Consider the following 21467-nt stretch of genomic DNA (forward strand, 5'->3'; position numbering starts at 1 on the left):
CCCGAAACCTCGCGAAAAAACGACATCACCCTGGCGGGGCAACCGGCTCCCGGTCCACCGCCCGCGTGTCGACGACCGACAACCCGCACGCCAGCCCGGTCAGTCCCCGATGTCCACGAGTGAAGACCATGAACACCAGATGCGCCAGCAGCCACAGCGACGTCCACCCGGAATCCAAGCCGACCAGGATGAAATAGCCGCCCGAACCGATCAGGAACCGGACGATCGACTGCGGCATCGACGGCGGCCGCCCGTCCGCGCGGACCACCGTCAGCAGAACCGCGCGCTGACCAGGCGTCGCGCCGTTGCCCGCCAGCGGCACGAGCAGCAGCAGGACCGCCGTGGGCACCCAGCGGCCGAGGACGTCGTCGATCAGCGTGTTGTTCTGCAGCGTGCCCTTCGTGACGTACTGGACCGCGAGCGCGATCATGCTCAGCACGACGCCCACCAGCGTGACCGAAATCAGGTCGAGCACCATGCCGAGAAGCCGCCGCCGGGCGAGGACCGGGCGTGGTTCGTCGGCCGGACGCAGCCGTCCAGAGCGCCGCAGCACGGGCGCGAGCAGTGCGCCGACCCCCGCGCCGACTGTGTTGGACAGCAGGTCGCCGGTGTCGAACAGCCGGTACGGGCACTCCATCAGGAACCACACGCCGGTCAGCTGGGTCGTCTCGATGGCAAGGGACACGAAAAACCCAGTGACGATGGCGAAGCCGATGCTCCGCCCGAACAATCGCCGCACGAACACGCCCCACGGCACGAAAAACGCGACGTTGAACAACACCTGGCGCAGCGCGGGATTGTCCAGTAGCCCGGTGTTGAACTGCCGCATGTCTTCCAGGAACTGGAGCGGATTCCACACCGGGTGCCGCAGCGCTTCGTGTGTCGCGCAGTACGCCGCGTCCACGTCCGGCAGCGGCAGCAGCGTGTAGGTGACCAGCGCGAAGCAGTACACGAGGAACGCCGGCGCGGCGATCGCGCGCAGCAGGCCGAGTTCGCCGCGTTTGCGATAGCTGATCGCGACGTACGGGACCACCAGAACGAACGCCAGCCCGAACCCGGCGAACACGGCGATCAGCGTGGGACCGCTCCACTGAGTCATCGTTCCTCCACCCGGCGTGAGCGCACAGGCTAGCGGGCGGCAGTAACCTGGGCACGCGGAAAGGAGGAGCAGTGGACGACGACATCGAAGACAACGCCGACACCGGCGTGCTGGATCCTGAAGACACCCTGGAGGACGGAGACCCCTACGACGAGGGTTATTCGCCGCCGGAACGTCCACTCGCGACTCGCGACTGGGGCACCACCGCCGCGGAAGAAGCCGCCGGGGAAAGCTGGGCGGGCAGGCTGGCCCGCGAACTCCCGGACATCCGCGCGACCGACGGCGACGGTCTCGGCGACACTGACGACACCGACGGCGAGCTCGTCGACGACGAGGTCGGCGACTTCCGCGCGGGCCGCCTGGTGGCCGCCAACGCGGGCTTCGGCCCGGACACCGAAGACGAGCTGTACGCGTCGGACATCGGCATCGACGGAGGCGCGGCCTCGGCGGAGGAAGCCGCGGTGCACGTTGTCAACCCGCGGGATTTGTGACCGGCCGGCAGCACCGGGATTAGTCCGCCGGATCCCCGATCCAGACCGACGCCGGAAGCACATACGGCCGCAGCAGCTTGACCAGTTCCGGGTCCCCGCCGCCGTGCAGGGTTTCCTCGGTGAGCCGCCGGGCGACTCCGGCCAGGAAATCGGCCAGCTGGACCCGCGGTTCGCACCGAGAGTCGACGAATCGCCACCGCGGCACCGGATCGAGCAGCTGGGCGAGCCGGGCCGGAGTGAGGGACGGCTGCTCGTCGTGGATGACCAGTTCCGGACGCCAGAACGCGATCGTGTCGGCGAGCGCGGGCATCAACGGGTCGATCGGCGAGACGAGTCCGGGGTCGGCGAGAAGTTCGTCGCGCAGTGCGGTCACCTGCGGGCGAGCCGCGACTAGTTCGCCGAGGACGTCCGTCTGGGCGAAGAATTCGGCGGGGGTGGTCGCGGGGAGGCGGCGGTTCGAGGTGCGCAGCAGGCCGGTGAACGAGCGCAGGAATTCGGTCCAGCGCCGGGCGCCGTGAATGCGCGGGCCGTCTCGGTGCAAGGCGCGGGCGCGGTCGTCCGGACGGTGGCGCAGGCATTCCGGGTAGGGGGTCCGGTCGACGAGCAGGTCGACGATTTTGCCCGCGAGGAACAGGGTTTTGTCGACGAGCAGGACGCTGGCGGCGTCGGCGAGGGGTTCGGTGAGCAGCCACTCCAGGGCAGCGCGGTTCTTGGCGCGCAGGAGATGGTTGGCTTTGTATTCGAGCGCGGGCGAACCGATGAATTCCCGCAGCCGCGCAACACATTCCGCGGCAGCCGCGGGCTCCAGCCGGACGGCGGCGTGCGCGAATACCGCGGTGTTCGCGCCGATCAGGTTCACGCCCTCGGAGCCGGACTCGTCGCACGCGATCGTCGGCGGCCGCACATGCCCGATCCTGCCAGGTCCGCGGGGCGGGGGCGACCCCATTTCTCCAGGGAACCCCTGAGGTGGATTCCCGGATGTGCGGGCGGCCCCGGACGTTTCACCATGAAGGGGACGGAGGGAGCCGGTCATGGTGCTCGTCGAGGAGGACGTACACGCACTGGACGACGTCCGGCGCGGGCTGGTGGTGGTCCACAACGGATTAGCCGGAGAGTGCTACCTGTGGTCGGTCGGCGGGCGGGTCCCGCTGTGGGAGACGCAGGCGATGGACCGCTTGCGCCGCCGGGGCCTGGTGAGAATCGCCCGCCGCCGAGGGGCGCCGGCGAGCCCGGTCGTGCTGACGGATCTCGGTGTTGCTGCCGCTTGAGTCCTTTGTGGACTGACTGGCTCGCGGGGGCGGGCCGGTGGGCTGGGGGTTTGAACGGCGGCTGGGGTGAAGGTGCTGGGCGGTGTGTGACCGCCGTCGTGCTCTGCCGAGACCTGGCCTGATGCGATGGCCGCCGGTACGACTCGCCACCGTTCGGAGCTGGAATACCCGCGAAGGCCGTGGCGTGCGAACTGCAGCGCAAGTCGCCGTGGTCGAGCAATCCGAACTGCTCCGGAACGAACTGCAGTACAGCCCACCTGGACGTTGCAACCCATCCCCGTCGGAGCCGCGAGGGCCGGGAACGAAACAGGCCCAGGGTGCCCCGGAGCCGCCGGGAGGGCGGTGTGCGCAGCGCTCCCGGCGGCTCCAGGGCGGTCGGGCGGCCGGGGCGGTGATCCCAGTGCACGACACCGGCGTGCGCCGACCTGGTGAGCAAGCCTTCCGGCTGGATCAGTTGCGAACTTAGCCCAGGTCCGGGGCTCGCAGGCGGCGTGTTCCCCGATCGTGTCGGCGGAACCACGCTGGTGGGCGGGTATCGATCGGGGAGTCGCCGCGAGGGCGGACGCGGTGCCGGGAGAGGCGGGGGACTGCACCGGTCGGGGAGCGGCTGTCCAGTGCGGAAGCGTCACCAGGAAAACGGGCCCGCACCGATCGGTGAGCCACCGGGAGCGCGGATGCCGTGCCGGAAGGGGCGGGGGACTGCCGCGATCGGGGAGCGGCTGTCCAGTGCGGAAGCGTCCCCAGGAAAACCGGCCCGCGCCGATCGCGGAGCCGCCGTCCACTGCGGAAGCGGCACCAGGAAAGCCGGGGCCCGCGCCGATCAGCTAAGCGGCACCAGAGCCGTTCGGAGCATCAGGAACGAGCAGTCATCGGCACCGGGCAACAAGCAACACACCTCGGCTACGCGACAATCGGGCCCGACCGGGGGGATGATCGGGGCATGGCCGGGTTCAGGGCCCGTCACCGGCGGGCGGTTGCGGACGAGGCGCTGGTCCGCGCGCTTTTCGAGGAGCACGGGCGGGCGATGCTCGCCTACGCCACCCGGCTGCTCGGCGACCGCGCGGCGGCGGAGGACGTGGTGCAGGAGGCGCTCGTCCGCGCGTGGCGGAGTCCGGACAGCCTGGTCAACGGGCGCGGGTCGGTGCGCGGGTGGTTGCTCACCGTCGTGCGGAACCTGGTGATCGACCGGTTCCGGGCGAAGGAGGCGCGGCCGCAGGAGGTGGCCGAGTCGCCGTCGGGCGGGCCGGTCGAGCGGGATCATGCCGATCAGGTCGTGGACTCGATGGTGGTGCTCGCCGCGCTCGACGGGCTTTCTCCGGAGCATCGCGAGGTCCTCGAGCAGATGTATCTGCAGGGGCGCAGCGTCGCGGAGGCGGCGGAGCGGCTCGGGATTCCGCCGGGCACGGTCAAGTCCCGCTCGTATTACGGGTTGCGGGCGTTGCGGGAAGAGTTCCGGCGAGCGGAAGGGGTGGCCGGATGAACACAGCCGACGAGCACGTCGACCTGGCGGGGTACCTGACCGGTCAGCTCGCCTCGGGCGAGCAACGCGACGTCGAGGCGCATCTGGACGGCTGCGAGCGCTGCCGGGCGGAGGCCGCGTCTCTGCGGGAGGTGCAGAGTTTCCTCGGCGAATTGCCGCCGGAGGCGTTGCTGGACGGGCCGCCGGTGGGGGCGGACTTGGTGTTGCAGCGGACCGTCGGCCAGGTCCGGGCGGAGTCGAGCGCGCGGGCGGGGCGGGGGCGGTCGATGGCGATCGTCGCCGCGGTTGTGGTGGCTGCGGTCGCGTTGGGCGTCGGGGTGATGGTGGGGCGGAGTTCGTCCGGGCCCGCGGTGGCCGTGCCGACTACGCCGCCGCCGACCAGCGCGGTTCCTGGCACGCGGGTCGTTTCCGGTGCGGATGCCAGCGGCAAGACCCGGCTGACCGCGAACATCGTCCCGCAAACCGGCTGGGTGCGCGTGGACGGCTCGGTGACGGGCATTCCGGCTGGACAGAAATGCCTGCTCGTCGTGCTCAGCAAGAACGGCGAGCGGCAGGTCGCGGGCGGCTGGATGGTCTCGGAGCGGGCGGCGCGGGACGGCGCGTACCTCTACGGAACGGCGGTGATCGATCCGGCGCAGGTGGCGGCGGTGGTCATCGAGAACACCGCCGGGCACCGGTTCGTCGAGGCGGACGTCAGCTGAACCGCCGGTCGAGCCATTCGCGGGCGGACTGCCACGGCTCGTCGGCCGGGTCGATCAGCCGGAAGTGGTCGACGCCGGGAAGTTCGACGTAGTCTACGTCGTCGCCGGCCGCTGTCGCCGCGGCTATGTAGTCGCGGTTGTGCGCAGCGGGGACCCGGACGTCGGCGTCGCCCTGCACGACCAGTTGTGGGCAGCCGAGCGGGAGCTGCTGGATCGGCGACGCCGCGGGGTCGTCGCCGGTCAAGAACAATCCGGCGGCGCCTTCGCCCAGTTCCTCGGCCCGGGCGCGCGGGACGTCGGTGATCGGGGCCAGCGCGACGACCCCGGAAAGTCCGCCGGCCAGCAGCGCCAGGTGTCCGCCCGCGGAGTGTCCGATCGCGACCGTCGGCAGCTCGGCCGGTCGGTCGACGGCGGCGATCGCGGCGCGCACGTCGTCCAGGGTTCGCGGCCAGCCGCCGGTGTCGCCGTCGATGCGGCGGTACTCGACGTTCGCCACGTACCAGCCCGCGGCGACCAGGTCGGCGGCCATCGGGTCGAGCTGGTGCAGGTCGTGCCGGGCGCGCCACCATCCGCCGTGCAGCAGGATCGCGGTGCCTCGCCCGCCCGGGGTGCCGTGGAGTTCGACGAACTGGCTGGGCTCGCTGCCGTAGCGGAGGGTCTCCATGCTGGCCATTAGATCACCATCGCGCCAGCCGTTCGTGCACTCGTGCCAGCCCTTCGTGCGCCGCGCGATACGCCTCGTACAGGCCGGTCAGGTCCGTGTCCGGGGTGAAGGTGCGCTCGACGGCGACGGTCGCGGCCGCAGCGGTTTCGACGTCTGGGTACCGGCCCGCGCCGACTGCGCCGAGCAGGGCGGCGCCGAGCGCGGCGCTGTCGTGCACGCGGAGGCGTTCGACGGGGCGGGACAGCGCGTCGGCGTGGAGCTGGGTCCAGAGGTCACTGCGTGCGCCGCCGCCGGAGAACGTGACCGACGGAAGGGTTTCGCCGCAGGCTTCTTCGACGGTTTCCAGCACGTGCCGTGCGGAGAACGCGACTCCGGTGAGGACGGCTCGCGACAGGTCCGCGGTGGTGGTGGACGACGTCAGCCCGAGGAAGCTGCCGCGCAGATCCGGATCCCACAGCGGGGCGCGTTCGCCTTGCAGGTGCGGCAGGAAAACCACCCCCGGCCTGCCGTCCGCGGCGGAAGCGAACACGTCCGGCACGGACAGTCCGGACGCTCGGCTCCACCAGCGCACCGCGTCGCCCGCTGCTTGCGTTGGTCCGGCGTGCACGACGAGGTCGCCGCGGGGCGGGAAGGTGACCAGGCCGCGGACCGATTCGTGCCGGTGCGAGGCGGCCGCGACGACCAGCGACGTTCCGCAGGTGACCATGGCGCGGCCGGGTTCTGTTGTGCGGGTACCGAAAACGGCGCCGAACGCGTCCATGGTCCCGACGACAACCGGGGCGTCGCCCAGTACGGCAGCGTGGCCGAGAGGTTCCTCGGGAGCGAGCAGTTCCGGCAGCCGGTCGCCGAGTCCGTCCACGAGCGCGACCGCTTCGGGCAGATAACCGGACGCGCCCGCGATGCGCACGCCGGACAGCAGGTCGGTCGCGACGCGTCCGGTGAGCCGCGCGCCGATGAAGTCCTTGGGGCTCAGCATCCATCGCGCACGGGACCACAGCTCCGGCAGCTCGCGCGCGAACCACGCGGCGCGGGCCCCGGCGAACGACGCATCGAGCACGATCGGCCCGCCCCAGATGCGTTTTTTGTCGTCGTCGGTGAAGCGTGCGTCGAGTTCCGCGGCGAGGTCGGCGCAGCGCTGGTCCTGCCAGATCACCGCCGGGGTGAGCGGCCGCAGATCTCGGTCGACGAGCAGGTGGGTGTTGACCTGGCTGACGATCCCGGCCGCGCGCACCGCACCGGCGGGGAGTCCGGAAAGGACGGTGCCGAGCGCGGTTTCCGTTGCGTGCCACCAGTCTTCCGGGTCCTGTTCGGCCCAGCCGGGACGCGGCCGCGCGATCGGGTAGGGCACCGAGTGCGCCGCGAGTTTCCGGCCGTCCGGCGCGAACGCCGCGACTTTCACCGCGGTCGTGCCGACGTCGATGCCGAGCAGAGCTACTTCGTTCATGCCACAGGGGTACCAGGAATTCGCTACCGTCGGAGCATGACCTCTGCCGCGGAGAATTACCTGCGCGAGTACCACGATCGCAAACCGGAGGCGATGTCCGTGCTGATCGAGTCCGGCCGGGTGACCGGGGACGGCCGGACGAGTTACGAGGTGCTGGCCGACCGGGTCGCGCCCACGCGCCGGGTGCTCGATCTCGGCTGCGGCGACGGTGCGCTGCTGGCCGTTTTGGCCCGCCGTGGCGCGGAAAAGCTCGCTGGTGTCGACCTGTCCGCGGGGCAGCTGGGCCTTGCCCGGCAACGGCCCGAGCTGGTCGACGCGAAGCTGCACCACGGCCGTGCGCAGGAGCTGCCGTTCGAGGACGACAGCTACGACGCGGCTGTGTCGCACATGGCCTTCATGCTCATGGACGACCCCGAGGCGGTCGCCGCCGAGCTCGCGCGGGTGCTGGTTTCGCGCGGGACCTTCGCGGTGGTCGTCGGCGGTCCTGAATCGACGGGTGCGACGCCGGTGTTTCTCGAATTGGCCCGGCCGTTGTTCCGCGAGGTGCCGGAGGAACGGCGGGCCACCTACACCGCCGAGCGGCGCACATCGAACCGCGAGGGGATCGACGAGGTGCTCGCTCCGGCAGGGTTCGCGCCGGTTTCCTGGGAGCCGTACGAGATCGACCTGACCGCCGCGCCGGACGAGGTGTGGACGTTGTGCTGTGAATCGTATTACTCGACCGACACCCTCGATGCCGCCCAACTGGCCCGGCTCCGCGCGGCCTTCTTCGCCGAAACTGAGCACCTGCGCACCGAGGACGGCCTCCTTCCGGCGGGGCTGTGCGTCAACCTGGCGAAAACGGAACTGCTGAAGTGACCGTTCGCGCTACCGTCTCGGACATGATGACGCCTGCCGAAGAGTTCCTCCGCGATTTTCACGACCGGAACCCGGCAGCCGCGTCCGAACTGGCCGAGCGGGGCCGGGTCGACGGACGCTCGGTGTACGAGGCGTTCGCCGACCACGTCGGCACGCCGGACAGCGTGCTCGACCTCGGCTGCGGGGACGGCGCGCTGCTGGCGGTGCTCGCCGGTCGCGGTACCGGAAAGCTCGCCGGCATCGACCTTTCCGCCAAGCAGCTGGAGGTCGCGCGCGGCCGGACTGGGCTCGCCCACGCGGACCTGCGACCCGGCCGCGCGCAGGAGCTGCCGTTCGAGGACGACAGCTACGACGCGGTCGTGTCGCACATGGCGCTGATGCTCATGTCCGATGTCGAGAAGGTGATCGCCGAGACCGCCCGCGTGCTGCGGCCCGGCGGCGCCTTCGTGATCGGCGTTGGCGGCGGCGGGACCGACGCCCTCGAGGTGTTCCTGAAGGTCGCCCGGCCGCTCTTCGCCGTGGTGGCCGAAGACCGGCAGGTGCCGACCTCCGGCGACCCGCGCAGCCGCACCCGCGAAGGCCTCGACGCGCTGCTCGGCCCGGCCGGATTCGCGCCGGTCGAATGGCACCAGCTGCGGGTGGACCTCTCCGGCACGCCGGATTCGGTCTGGCAGACCTGCCACGACACCTACTACCAGGTCGAAGCCCTGGACGAGACGCAGTTGCTGGGGCTGCGGACCGCGTTCAAGGTGGCGTCCCGCCCGCTGGTGACCCCCGACGGCACGCTCCCGGCCGGGGCGCTCGTCAACGTGGCGACGACACGGCTGACCTGACCGGTGCGCCGAACCACTGCGTGAGCGCGGTTCGCAGCGCTTCGATGTCCGGCTCGGCGTCCGTGGAGGACCAGGCGACATAACCGTCCGGACGGATGAGCAGCGCGGTGGGTGCATCGCCGGTCGCCGTGGTGGACACGGTGGTGACGCGGTCTTCCCATGGGGCGGCGACGTCGGCGAGCACCGCGCCGGGCGTCAGGTCCAGCAGTACCGGGCGCGCGGCTTGGTACGCGGCGGTCAGCGGACCCGGGTCGGCGAGCGGCAAGTCAGGAGCCCAGCGGCCGCTGTCCGGGTCGGTGCCGTAGTGGATGTCCGCGCCGGACATCAGGTCGGCGATGTGCTGCCGCGTATCCGGAGAGTCGAGCAGTTCGACGAAGAATTCGCGCAGCGCGGTGACTTCCGGGCCGGGCGCGACGAGCGCGCTCTGCGCCTGGGTGTGCATCACGACGCGCTCGCTCACCGGGCGGCGTTCGGCCTCGTAGCTGTCGAGCAACCCCGGCGGAGCCCAGCCCCGCACCTCCGCGGCGAGCTTCCACGCGAGGTTCGCCGCGTCCTGCAGACCGAGGTTGAGCCCCGGGCCGCCGAGCGCGGAATGCACGTGGGCCGCGTCGCCGACCAGCAGCACCCGGCCCCGCCGGTAGGTCTCGGCGATCCGGGTGTTGCCGCCGGACAGCCTGCGCGACAGGAACGGACCGGGCCCGGACGGCGGCTCGAGCGGCAGATCGACCCCGAGCACCCGCCGCACGCTCGCGCGCAGTTCTTCCATGGTCAGCGGATCGTCCTCGGCGAAATCGGCGGCACCGCTGTGTTCGGTGACTGACAGCGCCGGGTTCGCCGGATCGAACGGCGCGAACACGAACAACCCGGTTTCCGTCCGGTGGTGCTGGAACGGCGGGATGACGCCCGTTTCCAGCTTCAGCCCGCCGGTCACCGGATCGACGAAGGACTGCGGAATCCGCACATTCGCGCTGCGGGACACCGTTTCGTCCCAGCTGACGCCGGGGAAGTCGATCCCGGCGAGCTTGCGCACCGTGCTGCGTCCGCCGTCCGCGCCGACCAGGTACTCAGCGGCGAGTTCGTAGGGCCCGTCCGGTCCCTGCACCTGCACGGTCACCGAGTTCTCGTCCTGGGTGAAGCCGGTGATTTCGTGGCCGCGGCGGAGATCGGCGCCTAGCGCGCGGACGTGCTCGATCAGCATCTCCTCCAGTTCGTGCTGCGGCTTCGGCAGGATGTACATCGGATTTCTGGGCAGATCGGCGAATTCGACCGGGAACGCGCCGAAGACGAACCTCGGGACCGGCGTGGGTTCGGGGACCTCGGCGAGCTTCTCGAACAGCCCGCGCCGGTGCAGCAGCGGCACCACTTGGCCGACGAGACCGTTGGCACGGCGCAGCCCGTCAGGTTCGGCGAGCCGTTCCAGGACAATGGGGCGGACCCCGGCGAGGCAGAGTTCGGCGGCGAGCATCAGGCCGTTCGGCCCGGCGCCCGCGATGACGATGTCGGACATGGGGATCTCCTTGCGGGATCAGGGAAGCACCTCGGCGAGCGTGTCGAACGCCCGGTGCACGATGGCGGTCAGGTCCGCGGACGGGGCGGTGCGCAGCCACTCCTGGATGACTGCCCGCAGCACGCCGCCCGCGGTGGTGGCGATGAGCTGGACGCGGAGATCGTGGACGTCCGCGCCGAGGCGTTCCGCGATCGCCTCGGCCAGTGCTTCTTCGGCCGCGACATTGGCTTTGAGGAATTCGCCCGCCAGCGCGGGTTCGGCGATCATGACCTGGACGCCGGCCGTCCATTGCGGATCGTTGCCGCCGCCGGGGGAGGTGCCGCGGTCGGTGTCGAGCTGCATGAGCGACGCCTCCCGCAACGCGGTCCACAGCGGTTCCGACGCCGGGCGCGCGCGGAGGTGATCAGCGATCCCGCGAGCCCGGTCCTGGTGCCGGGCGACGATCGCTTCGGCCTTGCTGGAGAAGTAGTTGTTGACGGTGCGCGGCGAAACTCCCGCTTCGCGGGCGATGTCCTCGATTGTCACGTTCGACAGACCGCGCTCGACTGTGAGCCGGACTGCCGCCCAGGAGATGTCGACCCGGGTCTCTTGGCGGCGGCGGTCTCGCAGGTTCGGTCGCTCGGTCATGAGACCACCATAGCGCGCTACTTGCGCTACGCGCAAAGTTTGCGTGATACGCAAGTTTGAGGGCACGAAGAAGCCCGAGGCACGGATGCCCCGGGCTTCGCCGACGCGTCAGTCCTTCGTGCTCTTGAACGCGTCCTTGACCTTCTCGGCAGCCTGCTTGAGGTTGCCCTTGCCCTGCTCCGCCTTGCCTTCGGCCTGCCACTGCTCGTTGTCCGTGGCGTTGCCTACGGCTTCCTTGGCGCGGCCCTTGAGCTCTTCGGCCTTGTTCTCGGCTTTGTCGTTCACGATGGGTCCTCCCTTTCGTGCCTCGCGCTTCGGCTACCCGCTCTGCCGGGCGCCAAACTCGCGAATCGGTGCCCGGCGCGAACCGCCTCGAAACCTCGCAACCGACGTCGGCGAAGCGGCGGGTTTCCCTTTGCGGTGAACGTGTTCTGTCCAGTTGCGAAGGAGTTCCCGGTCGCCGCACTGGTGAAATCGACCGAGGTCAGGCTCGGCGTCGAGTGACCTAGGGCAGCACCCGGCACAGCGCCGCCAGCGCGCCCGACCACGCGCTGGCCGACGGGGTGCTGTAGCCGATCACCAGGGCGTCGCGGTCCGCGGGCGCGTCGGGATGGCGGAACGCGCCGAGCCCGTGCATGGCCAGCCCCTGCCACGCGGACCCTTGCACCACCGCGTCTTCCTCGCCGGACGGGACGTCCACCAGCACCTGCAAACCGGCGGAAAGCCCGGTCACCCGCGTGTTCGGTGCGTGCTCGGCCAGTGCCGCGACGAGCTGGTCGCGCCGGCGGCGGTAGTGCAGCCGCATCGCGCGGATGTGCCGGTCGTAGCTGCCCGAAGTGATGAATTCGGCCATGGCGAGCTGGTCGAGCACGCCGGAGAACGGGTCGCGGTCGCCCTTGACCTCGGCGGCGGCCCTGGCGATCCGCGGCGGCAGCACCATCCAGCCCAGCCGGAGGCCCGGGGCGAGCGCTTTGCTTGTGGTGCCAAGGTAAATCACGTGCTCCGGGTCGAGTCCCTGCATCGCGCCGACCGGGCTGCGGTCGTAGCGGAACTCGCCGTCGTAGTCGTCCTCCAGCACCAGGCCGCCGGTCCGGCGTGCCCAGTCCACCACTGCGGCGCGGCGGTCCGGATGCAGCGCGACGCCGGTGGGGAACTGGTGCGACGGCGTCAGCAACACCGCGCCGACGTCGGGCAGGTCGTCGAGGCGTTCGACCTTCGCGCCGTCGCCGTCCACCGGCAACTGCGGAGTGTCGAGGCCAACCTTCGCGAGATGCGCGCGATGTACCTGCAGGCCGTACGACTCGACGGCGACTGCTCGCGTTTCACGTTGCTTCAGTACTTCGGCGAGAACGATGAGACTGTGCGACGTACCGGTGCAGAGCATGATCTGGTCCGGATGTGCGCGTACGCCGCGTGTACGGGCGAGGTACGCGGCTACGGCTTCGCGTAGCTCTGGACGGCCGTACGGACCGCCGTAGCCGAACGCGTCGTCTGGCGCGTCGGTCAGGGCGCGTCGCGCGGCTTTAAGCCAGTCTGCGCGGGGGAACGCGGACAGATCGGGCTGGCCGGGGCGTAGGTCGTGCACGATCCGGTGTCGCGAAGCAGGCTTCGGCACGGCCGGTGCGGGCGCGATCTCGGCGCGCGGGGCAACCCGGGTTGCGGCGCCTTGCCGCGCGGTGAGCCAGCCTTCGGCGACGAGTTCCGCATACGCTTGCGCCACGGTGTTCCGGGCGATTCCGAGATCCGCGCCGAGCGTGCGGCTGGACGGCAGTTTCGCGCCCGGGGTGAGCCGTCCGGTGCGGATGGCGTCCCGCAGGGCCTCCATCAGACCGTCGCGCAGGCGAGGCCCGCGCAGGTCGAGGTGGAGGTCTTCACTCAGCGAACTGGCCCACTCCGCGCGCACGGAAATGGACCATAACAGAGTGCCAATCGCTCGTAGGGTCGAAGTTATGACAACGACAGAACGACTTCCGGTGCAACCGCCCCGCCTCAAGATGGCGGAACTGGCGCCCGAGGCCTACAAGACGATGATCCGCCTCGACGCCGCGACCCGGCACGGCCTCGACCCGGCGCTGCGGCAGCTGGTGCTGATCCGGGCGTCGCAGATCAACCACTGCGCCTTCTGCATCGACATGCACTCGAAGGACGCGTTGGCCGCGGGCGAAACGAGCGAGCGCGTCATCCAGCTTTCCGCGTGGGAGGAGTCGAAGCACTTCTACACGGCGAAGGAGGTTGCCGCGCTGGAGCTGACCGAAGCGGTCACCGTGCTCACCGACGGCTTCGTGCCCGACGACGTCTTCGCCCGCGCCGCCGAGCATTTCGAGGACGCCGAACTGGCTCAGCTGATCGCGACGATCACCGTGATCAACGCGTGGAACCGGTTCGCGGTCACGACGCGGATGGTGCCCGGCGAATATGTTCCGGGGAAGCACTGACCTGGTGGTCTGGACCACTATGTGAGCAGGATCGCGGGACGGCATACCGCCGGTTTGCCCGGCGAAGGGAAAAAGGGCGCCCGGGGTTTCGGGTGCCCTTTTCCAGGATTGGTGACTTAACCGATCCAGCGTGATTACTGAGTGTGGTTGGCTGACCTGGTGCATTCACGGGTGGCCAAGTAAGCAGCTGCTTAACTACAAGGTGGGCAATGGTTTGGTGTCTTCTTGACCGCTTGTGACGGCGACTACTGACGGTGAGATTTACCCGCGAGGGTGAGGTTGATTCCGGATGCCGTAGTTAGCGTGGTCGGCGCGATCCAGGGACGGTTTCCCGGATCGCGTCCGCTCTCGCTGAAATGGGGTTCCGTGATGACCCGGGGTGACGCACCGGTGGTCTGGCTGATTGCCGGCACCCGGCCGGAGGCGATCAAAATGGCGCCGGTCGTGCAGGAGATGCGCCGGTCCGGACGGCTGGACCCGGTGCTCGTCGCGACCGGGCAGCATCCGGAGCTGGTCGACCAGGTGCTCGCCGCGTTCTCGCTGACCCCGGACCTGCGGCTCACCCTGAACCGGGTCGACGGCGGTCAGCCCGAGCTGTTCTCGCAGCTGGTCACCGGCCTCGACGCGCTCGCCGCGCAGCGTCCGCCCGCGGCGGTGCTCGTGCAGGGCGACACGACGTCCACTGTGGCCGGTGCGATGGTCGCGTTCTGGCGCAAGATTCCCGTGGTGCACCTGGAAGCCGGGCTGCGCTCGTTCGATCTGCAGTCGCCGTTCCCGGAGGAGCTGAACCGGCGGCTGGTCACGCAGACCGCGAGCCTGCACCTGGCCCCGACTCCGGCGGCCGCGCAGAACCTGCGTGCCGAGAGCATCGACGACAGTGTCCTCTTGGTTACCGGAAACACTGTGGTGGACGCGATTTCGCGGGTGACGGACCGGGGAGTGTCCTTTGCCGACAGTGCGGTCGCCGACGTGGTCGAGTCGGCGACGCGGGGCGAGTGCCGGTTGGTTCTGGTGACCGCGCATCGCCGGGAGTCCTGGGGCGAGCCGTTGACGCGCATTCTGTCCGCTGTGGACACACTGCTGGCGCGGCATCCGGACGTTCGCGTGCTGCTGCCGATGCATCCGAATCCGGCTGTGCAAGAGGCGGTGCGCAAAGCGCTGGCTGGCCATCCGCGCGTGGTGCTGACCCCGGCGTTGCCGTATGAGCAGACCGCGGCGGCGATCGCGGCGAGTTCGCTCGTGCTGTCGGATTCCGGTGGCATTCAAGAAGAAGCGCCGACGTTCAAGGTTCCGGTGCTGGTGCTGCGGGACACGACGGAACGGATGGAAGCCGTCAACGCCGGGTGTGCGATGCTCGTCGGAACGGACGCCGACCTCATTGTGGACACCGCGTCGAAGCTGTTGACCGATCCGGCGCAGCGGGCGGCGATGAGCACGCGCGCCAACCCGTTCGGCGACGGCCGAGCCGCGGAACGCACCGAACAGGCGGTGGCCTGGCTGCTCGGCCTGACCGATGAAGCGCCGGAGCCGTTCGTCCCGGAGCGGGCTGAGGTCGTGCAGTGAAGCAACGATTCCCGGCGTGGTTGCGGCTCGGGATGATTGTTGTCGCGGTGGTCAGCCTGGTGGGCGGAATCGTCGTGGTGGTCTCGGACGACGGCTCCGGTTCGGAAGCGGCGTCTCCGATCGAACCGGTGCTGCGGCAGCCGAAAATCGGTCTGGCCGGCCCGGGCGGGCGGGACGACCGGCGCACGTTGGTGCTCTTCGACGACGGGCGGCGGTTGCGGCCGAGTCCGCCCGCGACCCAGGTCGCCGAGGAGGCGCAGGCCAACGCGATCCAGACGGCGAACCTCATTTCCCGTTCTACTGCTTGGCGGATGCTGCCCGCCGCTGACTACCGGAGCGGCCAGCTGAACGAGTACCAGGCAGTCGTCTACGTCGGCACGGTCTACGGCGCGCAGCTCCCGCCCGCGTTGCTGGACGACCTGAGCCGGACCCGGCTGCCGGTGGTGTGGATGGGCAGCAACATCTGGCAGCTGTTCGACCACACGCCGGCGCTCGCCGGAAAGTGGGGTTGGACGTGGGCTCCGTTCCGGGAGGACAAAGTCACGACGGTGTCCTATCGGGACACTGACCTGCGGCGAGATCCCAATGCCGGCGTCGATGTCGTGGGCGTGCGGGTGACGTCGCCGAAGGCGAAGGTGCTGGCGCAGGCGGAGTCCGCTGAGGGAGTGTCGTCGCCGTGGGCGGTCCACAGCGGATCGTTCACCTATCTCGCCGAAGTGCCGTATTCGTACGTCGGTGCGGGTGATCGCTATCTGGCGGCTGCGGACATTCTCCTTGGCGTGCTCGCGCCGGACGCTCCGGCGCGTCGACGTGCTCTCGTGCGGATCGAGGACATCGGTCCGCGCACGCCGCCTGTTGAAGTCCGGGCGATCACCGACTACCTCAGCGGGCACGGCGTGCCGTTCTCGCTAGCGGTGTATCCGTATTACGCGGACCCGCATGGTGCGGCGAACGGCGGTAAGCCGACGTTCGCGCGACTGGTGGACAGTCCGGAACTTGTTGCGGCACTGCGCGATGCGGTCGCGCGGGGCGGAACCTTGGTGATGCACGGCTACAGTCACCAGTACAACGAGACCGACAATCCGTATTCGGGAACCAGCGCCGCGGACTACGAGTTCTATCGCGCGACCGTCGACCACCAGGACAACGTGCGGCTCAGCGGACCGGTGCCGGAGGATTCGCCGGAGTGGTTCCGCGGCCGCGTCGCGACTGGCCTCGCCGAGTTCGACCGGGTCGGGCTGCCTCGGCCGGACGCGTTCGAGTTCCCGCATTACGGCGGGTCCGCTGTGGACTATCAGGAGGCCGGCCGGGTCTTCCCGATGCGGTACGACCGGGGAAGCTACTACGCCGGTCAGTGCGACGGCGGCCACTGTGGACGGACCGATGTGTCTTATCGCGAGGTATACGGCCAGTTCTTCCCGTATGCGGTCCGCGACGTCTACGGGACTGTCGTGGTGCCGGAGAACGTCGGGAACGTGGCTCCGGCCAAGTTCAACCAGCACGACGCTCGCACCGCCGACGACATCCTGGCCGACGCGAAAACCCATCGCGTGGTGACCGACAGCGTCGTCAGTTTCTACTATCACTCGTTTCTCGGCATCGGCGACCTCCGGAAGGTGGTCGAAGGGATCGAGGGGCTCGGCTATCGCTTCGTGTCCCCGGCCGCCGTCGCTGCTTGAGTTTGTTCTGGAAGGAAAAGAAATGTCTGTCACCCGGGTCGCTCCTGCCGTCGTGTCTGCCGCCGCGGTCGGTGTCGCGCCGTTCCACGGGGTGCTGTGGTTTGTCCTGTCGGTGGTCGGATTCGTCGCGATGGCGTTCACCGTCCGTTCGTTCCGGCTGCGTGCCAGCGGTTCCCGGGGCCGGCACGCGGCATGACGCAGCCGTGGTGGTTCGTGCTGCTGCTGTGCTGGTGGCCGGTCCACAACCTGGTACTGGCGGCCTTCGCCTGGCGCGCGCCGCGGCCCGCGACTGAACGCGCGTCGTGTCCGTTGCTGTTCTGGATCGTTATTCCGGCGTTGAACGAAGAACGCGTTATCGCCAACACGGTGCGACACGCGTTACGGCTGGGAACGCCTGAAACGCCGGTGCGGGTGCTGGTCATCGATGACGGATCCGATGACGCTACGCCAGAGATCGTCGCGGGTATCGCTGATGATCGGTTGCATGTGTTGCGGCGTGACTTGCCTCAGGCGCGACGCGGAAAGGGCGAAGCGCTCAACGCGGGTTATCGCTACATCGACGCCATTGCCGAGCGGGAGGGCACGGTTTCCCAGACTGTCGTGGGCATCATCGACGGTGACGGGCGCGGCAGCACGGGGCTGCTCACTGAGGTGGCGGCGATGCTGCGCAGCCGCGGCGTCGGTGCGGTGCAGTGCCGGGTGCGAATCCACAATAGACACCGGTTGCTGGCGTTGTTGCAGGACTTGGAGTTCGGCGCGATCGCGGATGCTTCGCAGTCGTTGCGGGACGTGCTCGGCAGTGTCGGGATGGGCGGCAATGGGCAGTTCACGCGACTGTCGGTATTGCGCAAGTTCGGGCCGTCTCCGTGGAGCGATTGTCTGGTCGAGGATCTTGAATTGGGCCTGCGGCTGCACCTGGCCGGAGTGCGGATCCGGTACACGCAACGGGCTTGGGTGACCCAGCAGGGGCTGGAAGACGCGCGCCGCCTGCTTCGGCAGCGGACCCGGTGGGCGCAAGGGAATCTTCAGTGCTCACGGCATTTGCGCAGTCTCGCGACCTCTCGATTCATTGCCGGGACCGGATTGTTCGACTTCCTGGTCTATCTGGTCGTGCCGTGGCTGACTGTTCCGCTGTCGTTGATCGCCGCGGCGCTGCTGGTGATCGTGCCCGCGGCGTTGCTGACCGGGAACACGTTCGGCGGTTTGGTCACGGAGACCGGGAACCTGGCGCAGGCGGTGGCGTGGTGGCTGGCTGCCTTGCTGCTGCCCGGGATCATGTGGGCGATCGTCTACTTTGTCCGGTTGCGCGACGAACCCCTGCACCGCGCGTTGCTGGCCGGATTGTGCTATCCGGCGTTCCTGTTGCTCGGCGTGCTGGCGACGTGGCGGGCGGTGTTCCGGATCGTCCTGAAACGGAACGTGTGGGCGAAAACGGAAAGGCTGGCAGAGTTGCCAGCCTGACCGTCCTCAGAGAGTGCGCAGCAGTCGCACGGGGTTTTCGATGCAGTCGGCGACGAACCGGAGGAAGCCGCCCGCGGTGCCGCCGTCGCAGACGCGGTGATCGAACGCCAGTGTCAGCTCGGTGATCTTGCGCGCGGTGACCTGACCGTCCACAATCCACGGCCGGTCGATGATGCGGCCGACGCCGAGGATCGCCACCTCCGGGTAGTTGATGATGGCGGCCGAACCGTCCACTCCGAACACACCGTAGTTGTTCACGGTGAACGTGCCGCCGGTGAGGTCGGCCGGGGCGAGGCGTCCGGCGCGGGCCTGTTCGGTGCGGTCGGCGAGCGCGGCGGAGAGGTCTTCCAGGGTGTGCTGGTGCGCGTTCTGGACGACCGGGACGACCAGACCGCGGTCGGTCTGCGCGGCGAAGCCGAGGTGCACGGCGGACGGGATGACGATCTCGTCGCCTTCCAGATGCGCGTTCAGTTCGGGGAACCGGCGCAGTCCCGCGACGGCGAACCTGCCGATGAGCGCGAGCAGGCTGATCTTCGGGGCGTGCGGATCGCTGTTGAGCGCGGTGCGCAACTGAAGCAGTTCGGTCGCGTCGACATCCACCCAGACGGTCGCCTCGGGGATCTCGCGGCGGGAGCGGGCGAGTTTGTCGGCGACGGTTTTGCGCAGGCCGCGCAAGGGGATTCGCTGCTCGTCCGAGGTGGGGACTGCTGGGGTTTCGGTGGCGGCGATCGCGCGTTCGACGTCGGCGCGGCTCACGATGCCGTCGGTGCCGGTTCCGGTGAGCACGTGAAGGTCTACTCCGGACTCGCGGGCGAGGCGGCGGACCAGCGGCGACACGACACGAATACGGTCCGAAGTGGACTTCGACGCAGGAACCGGTGCGGTCGCTGGGGCCTTGCTGCCGCGCGGCCGCCGCGTGCGCCGAGTGCGGGTTTGGCTGGTGCCGTATCCGATCAGGACGTTCCCGCTGCCCTCCGGCGTCACGACGCCGGGTTCGGTGAAGTCCGCGGCACTGTCCACTGTGATCAACGGGCTGCCGACGGTCAGTACTTCGCCCGCTGCTCCGTGCAGCGTCGCGACTCGGCCCGCGAACGGCACCGGCACCTCGACGCTCGCCTTCGCGGTCTCGACCTCGACGACGGTCTGGTCCACGGTGACGGTGTCGCCGACCGCGACGTGCCACGTGACGATCTCCGCCTCGGTCAGGCCTTCGCCGAGGTCCGGCAGTTTGAAGACGGCCATCACTTCTCCCCGTCGAGCGGTGCCGCGTCGTCCCACTGGAGGCGTTCGATCGCGTCCAGGATCCGGTCGACGCCCGGCAGGTGGTGCTGTTCCAGATTCGGTGCGGGATAAGGAATGTCGAATCCGGCGACGCGCAGGACCGGCGCTTCCAGGTAATGGAAACAGTGCTCGGAAAGCTGCGCTGCGACTTCGGCGCCGTAACCGCAGAATCGACTCGCCTCGTGCACCACGACGGCGCGACCGGTGCGCCGCACGGACGCGGCGACTGTTTCCAGATCGAATGGCGCGAGGCTGCGCAGATCGATTACCTCGGCGTCGTAGCCTTCTTCGGCGGCCGCTTCGGCAGCTTCGAGCGTGGTGCCGAGTGCGCCGCCGTAGGAAATGAGGGTGACGTCGCTGCCCGCGCGGCGAATCACCGCTTTGTCGAGACCGGGCGAACGGCGTTGCGGGTCAACGGTTCCCTTTTCCCAATACCGGCGCTTGGGTTCCAGGAAAATGACCGGGTCCGGGCTGTCGATCGCCTCGCGGAGCAGGGTGTAGGCGTCGTCCGGCGTGGCCGGGGTGACGACGCGCAGGCCGGCCGTGTGCGTGTAGTAGACCTCGGACGAGTCGCAGTGGTGCTCGACGCCGCCGATGCCGCCGCCGTAGGGCACGCGGATCACCACGGGCAGTTCGACCTGGCCCTTGGTGCGGTTGCGGAGTTTGGCGAGGTGGCTGGTGATCTGCTCGAACGCGGGGTAGGCAAACGCGTCGAACTGCATCTCGATCACCGGGCGCAGGCCGTTCATCGCCATCCCGATCGCGGTGCCGACGATGCCCGATTCGGCGAGCGGCGAGTCGAAGACGCGAGCGTCGCCGAAGCGCGCGGCGAGTCCGTCGGTGACGCGGAAGACGCCGCCGAGAGTGCCGACGTCCTCGCCGAAGACGAGCACGCGTTCGTCCTCGGCCAGTGCGTCGGCGAGCGCGCGGTTGAGCGCCCCGGCGAGCGACAGCGTCGTGTCCAGAGTGGCGGTCATGCCTGGTCCTCGGTGTTCTCGTGCGCCAGTTCGGCGGCCTGCTGGCGCAACGCGGCGGTCGGTTCGGCGTAGACGTGCCGGAAGAGGTCAGCCGGGTCGAGCTCGGTGTCGACGTTCATCCGCTCGCGCAGCGCCGCTGCTTCCTCTTCGGCGCGCGCGTCGATCTCCTGCTGCACCTTGTCGTCGAGGAGGCCGCGGTCGGTCAGGTACTGCTTGAGGCGGCTGATCGGGTCGCGTGTGAGCCACTGCTCCACTTCGGCCTTCTCGCGGTAGCGCGTCGCGTCGTCGGCGTTGGTGTGCGACTCCATGCGATAGGTGACAGCTTCGATGAGCGTCGGTCCTTCGCCAGCCGCGGCGCGTGCGACAGCCTGCTCGACGACAGCGTGTACGGCGGCAGCGTCGTTGCCGTCAACGAGCACGGAGGGCATGCCGTAGCCGACGCCCTTGTACGCGAGCGAAGGCGCGGCGGTCTGCTTCTCGAGCGGGACGCTGATGGCGTAGCCGTTGTTCTGTACGAGGAAGACCACCGGCGCCTTCCAGACAGCGGCGAAGTTCAGCGCTTCGTGCGTGTCGCCTTCACTGGTGGCACCGTCGCCGACGAGAACGAGCGAGACCGTGTCCTCGCCCTTCACACGCGCCGCGTGCGCGAAGCCGACCGCGTGCAGCGTGTTGGTGGCGAGAGGCGTGCACTGCGGGGCGACGTTGGCGCGGTACGGGTCGTAGCCGCAGTGCCAGTCGCCGCGCAGCAGCGTGAGCACCTCGACCGGGTCGACGCCGCGCGCGACGACGGCCATCGAGTCGCGGTAGGTGGGGAAAAGCCAGTCCTGCGGGCGAAGCGCGAGGATCGAGCCGATCTCGGCGGCCTCCTGCCCGCGCGCCGACGGGTACACCGCGAGCCGGCCCTGTTTGGTGAGCGCGGTGGCCTGGGTGTCGAAGCGGCGTCCGGAAACCATGCCGCGGTAGAGGCGGAGGAGGACGTCGTCCGCGGGCATCGCGAGCGCCGGGTCGGGCGCGGGCGTGCCGTCGGCGGTCACGAGGCCGAGCGGCTCGTCGCTGGGCAGGAAACAGGACGCGGCAGTGCGTTCCGTAGTGGTCACCG

Annotated in this window: 22 protein-coding genes; 11 read left to right on the forward strand and 11 right to left on the reverse strand. The window is 69.5% G+C overall.

Annotation, left to right across the window (positions count from 1 at the left end; all coding sequences use genetic code 11):
- Positions 1-25: 25 nt before the first annotated feature.
- Positions 26-1099 (reverse strand): VanZ family protein, encoded by a 1074-nt coding sequence (locus WA670_RS11080; protein ID WP_336157627.1) that lies wholly within the window; start codon positions 1097-1099, stop codon positions 26-28.
- Positions 1100-1170: 71 nt separating this feature from the next.
- Here WA670_RS11080 and WA670_RS11085 point away from each other — a divergent pair, with 71 nt between their 5' ends.
- Complete coding sequence (locus WA670_RS11085; RefSeq protein ID WP_037810600.1) at positions 1171-1590, forward strand: DUF5709 domain-containing protein; 420 nt, start codon at positions 1171-1173, stop codon at positions 1588-1590.
- 19 nt (positions 1591-1609) lie between these two features.
- On the opposite strand, the gene WA670_RS11090 is transcribed toward WA670_RS11085, so the two are convergent.
- The gene (locus WA670_RS11090) at positions 1610-2494 is read right to left on the reverse strand and encodes a hypothetical protein (protein ID WP_051728764.1); all 885 of its coding nucleotides are present in this window, start codon (positions 2492-2494) and stop codon (positions 1610-1612) included.
- A 127-nt stretch (positions 2495-2621) separates the two neighbouring features.
- On the opposite strand from WA670_RS11090, the gene WA670_RS11095 reads away from it, so the two are divergent.
- The 3 genes from WA670_RS11095 to WA670_RS11105 all read left to right on the forward strand — a co-directional run bounded on the left by WA670_RS11095 (position 2622) and on the right by WA670_RS11105 (position 5039).
- The gene (locus tag WA670_RS11095) at positions 2622-2858 is read left to right on the forward strand and encodes a hypothetical protein (RefSeq protein ID WP_043836823.1); all 237 of its coding nucleotides are present in this window, start codon (positions 2622-2624) and stop codon (positions 2856-2858) included.
- Positions 2859-3798: 940 nt separating this feature from the next.
- Positions 3799-4338, forward strand: coding sequence for a sigma-70 family RNA polymerase sigma factor (locus tag WA670_RS11100; protein WP_037810598.1), 540 nt, complete (start codon positions 3799-3801; stop codon positions 4336-4338).
- Positions 4335-5039: a zf-HC2 domain-containing protein gene (locus WA670_RS11105; protein ID WP_043836821.1), complete on the forward strand. Its 705-nt coding sequence runs from the start codon at positions 4335-4337 to the stop codon at positions 5037-5039. The genes WA670_RS11100 and WA670_RS11105 overlap by 4 nt, the downstream gene beginning before the upstream one ends.
- Here the strand turns inward: WA670_RS11105 and WA670_RS11110 are convergent.
- Together WA670_RS11110 and WA670_RS11115 are read right to left on the reverse strand one after the other, a co-directional pair.
- On the reverse strand, positions 5032-5703 hold the full coding sequence (locus WA670_RS11110) for an alpha/beta hydrolase family protein (protein WP_240690840.1): 672 nt from the start codon (positions 5701-5703) through the stop codon (positions 5032-5034). The two genes, WA670_RS11105 and WA670_RS11110, sit on opposite strands and share 8 nt — an antisense overlap.
- Before the next feature lie 13 nt (positions 5704-5716).
- Positions 5717-7147 (reverse strand): xylulokinase, encoded by a 1431-nt coding sequence (locus WA670_RS11115; protein WP_336157628.1) that lies wholly within the window; start codon positions 7145-7147, stop codon positions 5717-5719.
- Between the two features lie 36 nt (positions 7148-7183).
- Between WA670_RS11115 and WA670_RS11120 the strand changes: the two genes are divergently transcribed.
- On the forward strand, positions 7184-8005 hold the full coding sequence (locus WA670_RS11120) for a class I SAM-dependent methyltransferase (protein ID WP_336157629.1): 822 nt from the start codon (positions 7184-7186) through the stop codon (positions 8003-8005).
- A 23-nt stretch (positions 8006-8028) separates the two neighbouring features.
- Complete coding sequence (locus WA670_RS11125; protein ID WP_037810647.1) at positions 8029-8838, forward strand: class I SAM-dependent methyltransferase; 810 nt, start codon at positions 8029-8031, stop codon at positions 8836-8838.
- Here the strand turns inward: WA670_RS11125 and WA670_RS11130 are convergent.
- The 4 genes from WA670_RS11130 to pdxR form a co-directional block, all read right to left on the reverse strand.
- The gene (locus tag WA670_RS11130) at positions 8810-10345 is read right to left on the reverse strand and encodes an FAD-dependent monooxygenase (RefSeq protein WP_336157630.1); all 1536 of its coding nucleotides are present in this window, start codon (positions 10343-10345) and stop codon (positions 8810-8812) included. The two genes, WA670_RS11125 and WA670_RS11130, sit on opposite strands and share 29 nt — an antisense overlap.
- An 18-nt stretch (positions 10346-10363) precedes the next feature.
- On the reverse strand, positions 10364-10972 hold the full coding sequence (locus tag WA670_RS11135) for an acyl-CoA-like ligand-binding transcription factor (RefSeq protein ID WP_336157631.1): 609 nt from the start codon (positions 10970-10972) through the stop codon (positions 10364-10366).
- 108 nt (positions 10973-11080) lie between these two features.
- Entirely contained in the window at positions 11081-11257 is a 177-nt protein-coding gene (locus WA670_RS11140) for a CsbD family protein (protein ID WP_009082264.1), read from the reverse strand.
- A gap of 220 nt (positions 11258-11477) precedes the next feature.
- Positions 11478-12875 (reverse strand): MocR-like pyridoxine biosynthesis transcription factor PdxR, encoded by a 1398-nt coding sequence (pdxR, locus tag WA670_RS11145; protein ID WP_336157632.1) that lies wholly within the window; start codon positions 12873-12875, stop codon positions 11478-11480.
- Between the two features lie 46 nt (positions 12876-12921).
- Between pdxR and WA670_RS11150 the strand changes: the two genes are divergently transcribed.
- The 5 genes from WA670_RS11150 to WA670_RS11170 all read left to right on the forward strand — a co-directional run bounded on the left by WA670_RS11150 (position 12922) and on the right by WA670_RS11170 (position 18110).
- Positions 12922-13407 carry a carboxymuconolactone decarboxylase family protein gene (locus tag WA670_RS11150; protein ID WP_037810590.1) on the forward strand — a complete coding sequence of 162 codons (486 nt, stop codon included), beginning with the start codon at positions 12922-12924 and terminating at the stop codon, positions 13405-13407.
- Between the two features lie 369 nt (positions 13408-13776).
- Complete coding sequence (gene wecB, locus WA670_RS11155; RefSeq protein WP_336157633.1) at positions 13777-14970, forward strand: non-hydrolyzing UDP-N-acetylglucosamine 2-epimerase; 1194 nt, start codon at positions 13777-13779, stop codon at positions 14968-14970.
- On the forward strand, positions 14967-16649 hold the full coding sequence (locus WA670_RS11160) for a DUF2334 domain-containing protein (RefSeq protein ID WP_336157634.1): 1683 nt from the start codon (positions 14967-14969) through the stop codon (positions 16647-16649). The genes wecB and WA670_RS11160 overlap by 4 nt, the downstream gene beginning before the upstream one ends.
- A gap of 22 nt (positions 16650-16671) precedes the next feature.
- The gene (locus WA670_RS11165) at positions 16672-16845 is read left to right on the forward strand and encodes a hypothetical protein (protein ID WP_336157635.1); all 174 of its coding nucleotides are present in this window, start codon (positions 16672-16674) and stop codon (positions 16843-16845) included.
- Complete coding sequence (locus tag WA670_RS11170; protein ID WP_336157636.1) at positions 16842-18110, forward strand: glycosyltransferase family 2 protein; 1269 nt, start codon at positions 16842-16844, stop codon at positions 18108-18110. The genes WA670_RS11165 and WA670_RS11170 overlap by 4 nt, the downstream gene beginning before the upstream one ends.
- A gap of 6 nt (positions 18111-18116) precedes the next feature.
- On the opposite strand, the gene WA670_RS11175 is transcribed toward WA670_RS11170, so the two are convergent.
- The 3 genes from WA670_RS11175 to pdhA are packed head-to-tail and all read right to left on the reverse strand — an operon-like array spanning position 18117 to position 21465.
- Entirely contained in the window at positions 18117-19352 is a 1236-nt protein-coding gene (locus WA670_RS11175) for a dihydrolipoamide acetyltransferase family protein (RefSeq protein WP_336157637.1), read from the reverse strand.
- Positions 19352-20368, reverse strand: coding sequence for an alpha-ketoacid dehydrogenase subunit beta (locus WA670_RS11180; protein WP_336157638.1), 1017 nt, complete (start codon positions 20366-20368; stop codon positions 19352-19354). Before WA670_RS11180 ends, WA670_RS11175 begins: the two co-directional genes overlap by 1 nt.
- Entirely contained in the window at positions 20365-21465 is a 1101-nt protein-coding gene (gene pdhA, locus WA670_RS11185; protein WP_134667403.1) for a pyruvate dehydrogenase (acetyl-transferring) E1 component subunit alpha, read from the reverse strand. Before pdhA ends, WA670_RS11180 begins: the two co-directional genes overlap by 4 nt.
- Positions 21466-21467 lie beyond the last annotated feature (2 nt).

This window comes from Amycolatopsis sp. VC5-11 (assembly GCF_037034185.1).
Taxonomy (GTDB): domain Bacteria; phylum Actinomycetota; class Actinomycetes; order Mycobacteriales; family Pseudonocardiaceae; genus Amycolatopsis; species Amycolatopsis nivea.

Bases quoted from the DNA above. Each gene is read 5' to 3' on its own strand.
- WA670_RS11170 (WP_336157636.1), top strand. From the start codon at position 16,842: ATGACGCAGCCGTGGTGGTTCGTGCTGCTGCTGTGCTGGTGGCCGGTC.
- wecB (WP_336157633.1), top strand. From the start codon at position 13,777: ATGACCCGGGGTGACGCACCGGTGGTCTGGCTGATTGCCGGCACCCGG.
- WA670_RS11135 (WP_336157631.1), bottom strand. From the start codon at position 10,972: ATGACCGAGCGACCGAACCTGCGAGACCGCCGCCGCCAAGAGACCCGG.
- WA670_RS11130 (WP_336157630.1), bottom strand. From the start codon at position 10,345: ATGTCCGACATCGTCATCGCGGGCGCCGGGCCGAACGGCCTGATGCTC.
- WA670_RS11100 (WP_037810598.1), top strand. From the start codon at position 3,799: ATGGCCGGGTTCAGGGCCCGTCACCGGCGGGCGGTTGCGGACGAGGCG.
- WA670_RS11105 (WP_043836821.1), top strand. From the start codon at position 4,335: ATGAACACAGCCGACGAGCACGTCGACCTGGCGGGGTACCTGACCGGT.
- WA670_RS11095 (WP_043836823.1), top strand. From the start codon at position 2,622: ATGGTGCTCGTCGAGGAGGACGTACACGCACTGGACGACGTCCGGCGC.
- WA670_RS11110 (WP_240690840.1), bottom strand. From the start codon at position 5,703: ATGGAGACCCTCCGCTACGGCAGCGAGCCCAGCCAGTTCGTCGAACTC.
- WA670_RS11150 (WP_037810590.1), top strand. From the start codon at position 12,922: ATGACAACGACAGAACGACTTCCGGTGCAACCGCCCCGCCTCAAGATG.
- WA670_RS11120 (WP_336157629.1), top strand. From the start codon at position 7,184: ATGACCTCTGCCGCGGAGAATTACCTGCGCGAGTACCACGATCGCAAA.
- WA670_RS11115 (WP_336157628.1), bottom strand. From the start codon at position 7,147: ATGAACGAAGTAGCTCTGCTCGGCATCGACGTCGGCACGACCGCGGTG.
- WA670_RS11125 (WP_037810647.1), top strand. From the start codon at position 8,029: ATGATGACGCCTGCCGAAGAGTTCCTCCGCGATTTTCACGACCGGAAC.
- WA670_RS11165 (WP_336157635.1), top strand. From the start codon at position 16,672: ATGTCTGTCACCCGGGTCGCTCCTGCCGTCGTGTCTGCCGCCGCGGTC.
- WA670_RS11175 (WP_336157637.1), bottom strand. From the start codon at position 19,352: ATGGCCGTCTTCAAACTGCCGGACCTCGGCGAAGGCCTGACCGAGGCG.
- WA670_RS11180 (WP_336157638.1), bottom strand. From the start codon at position 20,368: ATGACCGCCACTCTGGACACGACGCTGTCGCTCGCCGGGGCGCTCAAC.
- WA670_RS11080 (WP_336157627.1), bottom strand. From the start codon at position 1,099: ATGACTCAGTGGAGCGGTCCCACGCTGATCGCCGTGTTCGCCGGGTTC.